Genomic DNA, 5185 nt, shown 5'->3' on the forward strand with positions numbered 1-5185 from the left:
AACTACTGATCTTGTTGAAAAATTAGTAGATGAAGATAGTGCTATAATAACTTTATTCTACGGTGAAGATACTTCTGAGGAAGACGCAGAAGCCTTAAGAGATTCTTTAGAGGAAAAATTTGAAGATTGCTAGGGGCGCCATTGGCTGAGAGGTTTATACCGACCCTTGTACCTGATCTGGATAATACCAGCGTAGGAAAGCACTATGAATTTTATAACCATATAAGGGTTTTAAATTTGTATATAAACGCTATGCCTATAGGCATAGCGTTTTTTTGTAGGAAATTTATGATTTATCTTATTTTGAGTACGAATCATAAGTATATATTACTAATTAGGGGGGAGTAAAGGTATGAAAAATTACAAGATACCAACATTAACAATAGCTGGCTCTGACTCATCAGGTGGAGCCGGAATACAAGCAGATTTAAAAACGTTTTCTGCCATAGGAACTTATGGAATGAGTGTAATTACTGCAATAACAGCTCAAAATACACAGGGTGTTTCTGATGTGCAAGAGCTTAGTTCCAAGATTATTAAGGAACAAATAAAAGCGGTTTGTGAGGATATACCACCAAAAGCAATAAAAGTAGGGATGGTATCTTCTCCAGAAATAATTAAAGATATAGTTGACTCATTAGAAAAATATCCATGTGAATACTTAGTTGTAGACCCAGTTATGATTTCTAAAAGTGGGTATTCTCTTCTTAGACCAGAAGCTAAGGATAGTCTAATAAAATACCTTATACCTAAGGCTTATATAGTAACACCAAATATACCCGAAGCTGAAGAAATAAGTAATATGAAGATAGATACAGTTGAAGATATGAAAAAAGTAGGTAAGGTAATTCTTGATTTAGGACCTAAATATGTTCTTATGAAAGGTGGACATTTAGATGGTGATTGTGTAGATGTGTTAATAGGTGAGGATTTATTTGAAGTTTTTAAATGTGAAAGAATAAATAGAAAAAATACTCATGGAACTGGATGTACAATATCATCTGCCATAACATCTCATTTGGCACTTGGATATGATATTGTTGAATCTGTAAAACTTAGTAAAGAATATATTACTGAAGCAATAAGACATAGTTTTGATATAGGTAAGGGTGTAGGACCAGTACATCATTTTTATAAATTTGATTAAACAATAGGGGGATATTATGTATAAATTATTAAAAAAAGTTAAAGAAATAAATCCACTTGTATTGCACTATACAAATAATGTTACTATAACAGATTGTGCGAATACAACACTAGCTATAGGGGCAAGTCCACTGATGAGTTTTTCTTATGAAGAAGTTGATGATATAGTTAAAGTTGCTAGCAGTGTAGTTATTAATATAGGAACAATGAATAGTGAGTTGTTGGATTTATATGTTTTAGCAGGAAAAACTGCAAATAAGTACAACAAGCCAGTTATACTAGATCCAGTAGGGGTATTTGCTACAAAGGCAAGAACTGATTTAACTAATAAATTATTAAATGAAGTTAAATTTGATGTGATAAGAGGAAATATATCTGAAATTCAGTTTATAGGTGGAATGGATGTAAAAGGTAAAGGTGTAGATTCTTTTGATGATGGAAGTGATGCATCATTTATTACTAAAGAAGTAGCTAAAAAACTTGAGTGCATTGTTGTTGCTTCAGGAAAGACTGATGTGATTAGTGATGGAAATAAAATATACAAAATAAGCAATGGAACACCTAAACTTAAATTTATAACAGGAACAGGATGTATGAGCACATCTTTAATAGGAAGTTTCTTACCATGTACAGAAGATAAAATAGATGCAGCAGTAATGGGGACTTTAGTAATGTCTCTTTGTGGAGAATTGGCAAACAGAGAAAATCCAGCAATAGGAAGTTTTAAAACAAAACTATTTGATGAAATTTTTACTTTGAATGAAGAGACTTGTAATAAGTATGGGAAAATTGAGTTAGCGCAACTTAACAGTTCATTATAGTAGAGAGGGGAATGCTATGTTATTATCAGATTATTTATTTAATGAAAGTAAGGAAATATGGGATGAATATTTAAAACATCCTTTTATAGTAGAAATGGGACAAGGAACTTTAGACAAAAAAAAGTTTAGAGAATATTTAGTTCAAGATTACTTATACCTTCTAGATTATGCTAAAGTTTACGCCATGGGACTTATAAAAAGTGATGACGTAAATCATATGAAGTTTTTTAAAGATAGCATAAATGGAATTATGGAAGATGAAAGTGCTACACATATAGCTTATTTAAAAGAGCTAGGTGAAGATATTAAAACACTTCAAAGACATAATATAAAATTGGAAAATGAAAATTATACTAATTTTATGAAAAGTATAGCATTAACAGGAGATATTCAAGATTTAATAATAGCAGTACTTCCATGTGCGTGGAGTTATTATTATATAGCTAAAGAAATGAAAGAAATATATAAGGATAAGTTAGAAAATAATTATTACGCAGCATGGATAGAGTCATATTCTTGTGAAGAATATAGAATGTGCGCCAAGGAAAATATAGATTTTGCAAATGAACTTTGTAAAAATATAGACGATAGCAAAAAAGAAAAATTAAAAGAGATTTTTATAAAGGGAAGTTTATATGAGATGGCATTTTGGGATATGGCCTATAAGGAGATGAGCTAATGTTAAATATATTTATATTAGGTTTATGTTTAATACCTATAATTTATTATATTTTTAAACTTAAGGACTTTAAATTAAATACAAAAACAATGGTGATAATAGCTTTATTTGCAGGTGTACATTTTGTTTTATCAAAAATACAATTTGTTCAATATCCTCAAGGTGGAGGATTTAATTTACTGGCATCATTACCAATACTATTAGTTGGTATTTTATACGGACCTATTATAGGCATGACTTGTGGTTTAGTGTCAGGATTAATAACACTATTAGGTGGAGAATTATTTATAGTTCATCCAGCACAATTTTTATTAGACTATATACTTCCAACAATGTTATTAGGTTTAAGCGGAATATGTGGTTCAGAAAAGAAAAGTAAGATATTTTTAGGCTGTTTAATAGCAGTAGCGCTTAAAGTTACAGTTCATGTTATATCTGGGTGTGTGTACTTTTATGAATATGCACCTGTTGGATGGAGCCCTTTAATTTATTCTTTAGTATATAATTTAACAGGAGAAGGAATAGAAGCATTATTAAGTTCTGTGGTTATAACAATAATTCCTATAGGAAAGATTATGAAAATGGCTAATATAACTACAATAAATAAGGCAAGTTAAGGAGAGTATTATGGTAGATAAAAATAAGTTAAAAAAATTACTTAAATTATATTTAGTAACAGATTCAGATTTATTAAAAGGAAGAGATTTTTATAAATGCATAGAAGAGGCTATTCAAGCCGGAGTTACTATGGTACAACTTAGAGAAAAAGATGCTGATGGTAAGGAGTTTTTGGAAAAAGCAATAAAGCTTAGAGAAATTACTAAAAAATATAACGTTTTTTTTATTATTAATGATAGAATAGACATTGCCTTGCTTGTTGATGCTGATGGTGTTCATGTGGGTCAAAGTGATATAGATGCTACTTCAGTAAGAAAATTAATCGGTGAAGATAAAATTATTGGAGTATCTGCTAGAACTGTTAAAGAGGCAAAGCAAGCTAAAAAAGATGGAGCTGACTATTTAGGTATAGGAGCAATGTTTTCAACAAGTACAAAATTAGATGCCAAAGATGTTTCATTCAACACTTTAAACGAAATAATAGATGAAGTTGAGATGCCTTTTGTTTTAATTGGAGGAATAAATTTGGATAATGTGCATAAATTGAAACAGTTTAATCCAGATGGATATGCTCTTGTATCAGGTATATTGGGAGCTGAAGATATAGTATCTAGAGTGAAGTTATGGAAGAATGAAATATAGATATATTTAAATGACCTAGAAATAGGTCATTTTTTTATGTTATAATGAATTTGAAAAGGATATGTGTTTTCGTAATAAGTTATAAAGGGGAAAGGCCATGGATGAACTTAATTCAACAAAAAATAAAATATCTTCTGTTGCATGGAAATTGTTTTATGAACAGGGATATGATGCAACAACAGTTGATCAAATAATAAATGAATGTGGAATATCGAAAGGTAATTTTTATCACTATTTTAGTGCAAAAGATGATTTATTAAATACCTTATCAGATATATTTGATGAAGAATATACAAAGATAATGGATACTTTAGATGTAAATATGAATAGTTTTGATAAGCTTATAACAACGAGTAGACATTTATTTAGATTTATAGAGGAAAATGTGCCTGTAGATTTATTGGCAACTTTGTATTCATCTCAGATTATTAAAAAAGGCAAAAAAACTTTGTTAGACCAGCAAAGGGTATACTATAAAGTATTGCAACAAATAATAAGTGAAGGTCAAAATAGAAATCAAATAAAGAATGATAGATCATTTTGGGAACTAGCTAAAATTTATGCCATGCAAGAAAGGGCAGTTTTATATGACTGGTGTATTTGCGAAGGTAATTATCCTTTATCTTCTTATGGTATCGAACTTTTAGAAATGTTTTTAAAAGATTTTAAAATGGATTAATGAGGATGGTGTAAATGAGCAACATAAGTATTAAGCTTACTAGAGACAATTTTAATTTTAGATTTAAACAATATGAAGGAATGTATTTTCATGCTGACATAAATGAAAATAGTGAAGTTATAAAATATAAAATTACAAAGGATAAAGAGGGGAATGAGTTAAAAGAATTTGGGAATACTCATTTGAAGGAGAATATGATCTACATACCTCAAATAGAAGCTTATATAGATTTAAAGAAAATAAAATAAAATTACAAACCAAAAAAGAGAGAATATATCTCTCTTTTTTAGTTTAAATCAAGTGTTATTTCTGAAATTACATTAGATGGATTTTCTATAACAAATTGAGGTAATACTTCATAATATTCTCGATCAATAAATCTTTCAATTTCTTCAATTTCTTCAACTTCTTTTTCTGTCACAAATAGCACTATATTTGAGTTTTGTATAATATCATTAGATAATTTATTTACTATACCGTTTTCATTTTGTACTTCGTAGTTTACAATTATTCCAATCTTAGAAGCTGTTTCTTTAAGAAGCTTTCCGCTTAATTCATTATCGCATATTGCTGCTATTTTTATGTTCATTAATCATACCT

Annotated in this window: 9 protein-coding genes and 1 riboswitch; of the genes, 8 read left to right on the top strand and 1 reads right to left on the bottom strand. The window is 29.1% G+C overall.

Going from position 1 to position 5185, the window contains the following annotated elements; all coding sequences use genetic code 11:
- The 8 genes from NSA58_RS20890 to NSA58_RS15735 form a co-directional block, all read left to right on the top strand.
- A partial coding sequence (locus NSA58_RS20890) for a hypothetical protein (RefSeq protein WP_257560662.1) occupies positions 1–133 on the top strand: 133 nt, incomplete at its 5' end.
- Positions 122–216, top strand: a riboswitch (TPP riboswitch). (Overlaps the previous gene by 12 nt.)
- Before the next feature lie 136 nt (positions 217–352).
- A complete protein-coding gene (thiD, locus tag NSA58_RS15705) occupies positions 353–1147 on the top strand; it encodes a bifunctional hydroxymethylpyrimidine kinase/phosphomethylpyrimidine kinase (RefSeq protein WP_039680853.1) in 795 nt (264 codons plus the stop codon).
- A 16-nt stretch (positions 1148–1163) separates the two neighbouring features.
- Positions 1164–1967 (top strand): hydroxyethylthiazole kinase, encoded by an 804-nt coding sequence (gene thiM, locus NSA58_RS15710; RefSeq protein WP_074079345.1) that lies wholly within the window; start codon positions 1164–1166, stop codon positions 1965–1967.
- 16 nt (positions 1968–1983) lie between these two features.
- A complete protein-coding gene (tenA, locus tag NSA58_RS15715; protein ID WP_039680855.1) occupies positions 1984–2646 on the top strand; it encodes a thiaminase II in 663 nt (220 codons plus the stop codon).
- Complete coding sequence (thiT, locus tag NSA58_RS15720; protein ID WP_039680856.1) at positions 2646–3263, top strand: energy-coupled thiamine transporter ThiT; 618 nt, start codon at positions 2646–2648, stop codon at positions 3261–3263. Before tenA ends, thiT begins: the two co-directional genes overlap by 1 nt.
- A 10-nt stretch (positions 3264–3273) precedes the next feature.
- Positions 3274–3906 (top strand): thiamine phosphate synthase, encoded by a 633-nt coding sequence (thiE, locus tag NSA58_RS15725; protein WP_039680857.1) that lies wholly within the window; start codon positions 3274–3276, stop codon positions 3904–3906.
- A gap of 97 nt (positions 3907–4003) precedes the next feature.
- Complete coding sequence (locus NSA58_RS15730; RefSeq protein ID WP_039680858.1) at positions 4004–4585, top strand: TetR/AcrR family transcriptional regulator; 582 nt, start codon at positions 4004–4006, stop codon at positions 4583–4585.
- A gap of 23 nt (positions 4586–4608) precedes the next feature.
- Positions 4609–4833, top strand: coding sequence for a hypothetical protein (locus tag NSA58_RS15735; RefSeq protein ID WP_039680866.1), 225 nt, complete (start codon positions 4609–4611; stop codon positions 4831–4833).
- Between the two features lie 38 nt (positions 4834–4871).
- Here the strand turns inward: NSA58_RS15735 and NSA58_RS15740 are convergent, their stop codons facing one another.
- A complete protein-coding gene (locus NSA58_RS15740) occupies positions 4872–5174 on the bottom strand; it encodes a hypothetical protein (RefSeq protein ID WP_039680859.1) in 303 nt (100 codons plus the stop codon).
- Between the last annotated feature and the right edge of the window lie 11 nt (positions 5175–5185).

Origin of the sequence: Terrisporobacter muris (assembly GCF_024621905.1) — a bacterium.
Lineage (GTDB): Bacteria > Bacillota > Clostridia > Peptostreptococcales > Peptostreptococcaceae > Terrisporobacter > Terrisporobacter muris.

Excerpts from the sequence above, each read along its gene's own strand:
- thiD (WP_039680853.1), top strand. The coding sequence starts at position 353 with ATGAAAAATTACAAGATACCAACATTAACAATAGCTGGCTCTGACTCA.
- NSA58_RS15730 (WP_039680858.1), top strand. The coding sequence starts at position 4,004 with ATGGATGAACTTAATTCAACAAAAAATAAAATATCTTCTGTTGCATGG.
- thiT (WP_039680856.1), top strand. The coding sequence starts at position 2,646 with ATGTTAAATATATTTATATTAGGTTTATGTTTAATACCTATAATTTAT.
- NSA58_RS15740 (WP_039680859.1), bottom strand. The coding sequence starts at position 5,174 with ATGAACATAAAAATAGCAGCAATATGCGATAATGAATTAAGCGGAAAG.
- tenA (WP_039680855.1), top strand. The coding sequence starts at position 1,984 with ATGTTATTATCAGATTATTTATTTAATGAAAGTAAGGAAATATGGGAT.
- thiE (WP_039680857.1), top strand. The coding sequence starts at position 3,274 with ATGGTAGATAAAAATAAGTTAAAAAAATTACTTAAATTATATTTAGTA.
- thiM (WP_074079345.1), top strand. The coding sequence starts at position 1,164 with ATGTATAAATTATTAAAAAAAGTTAAAGAAATAAATCCACTTGTATTG.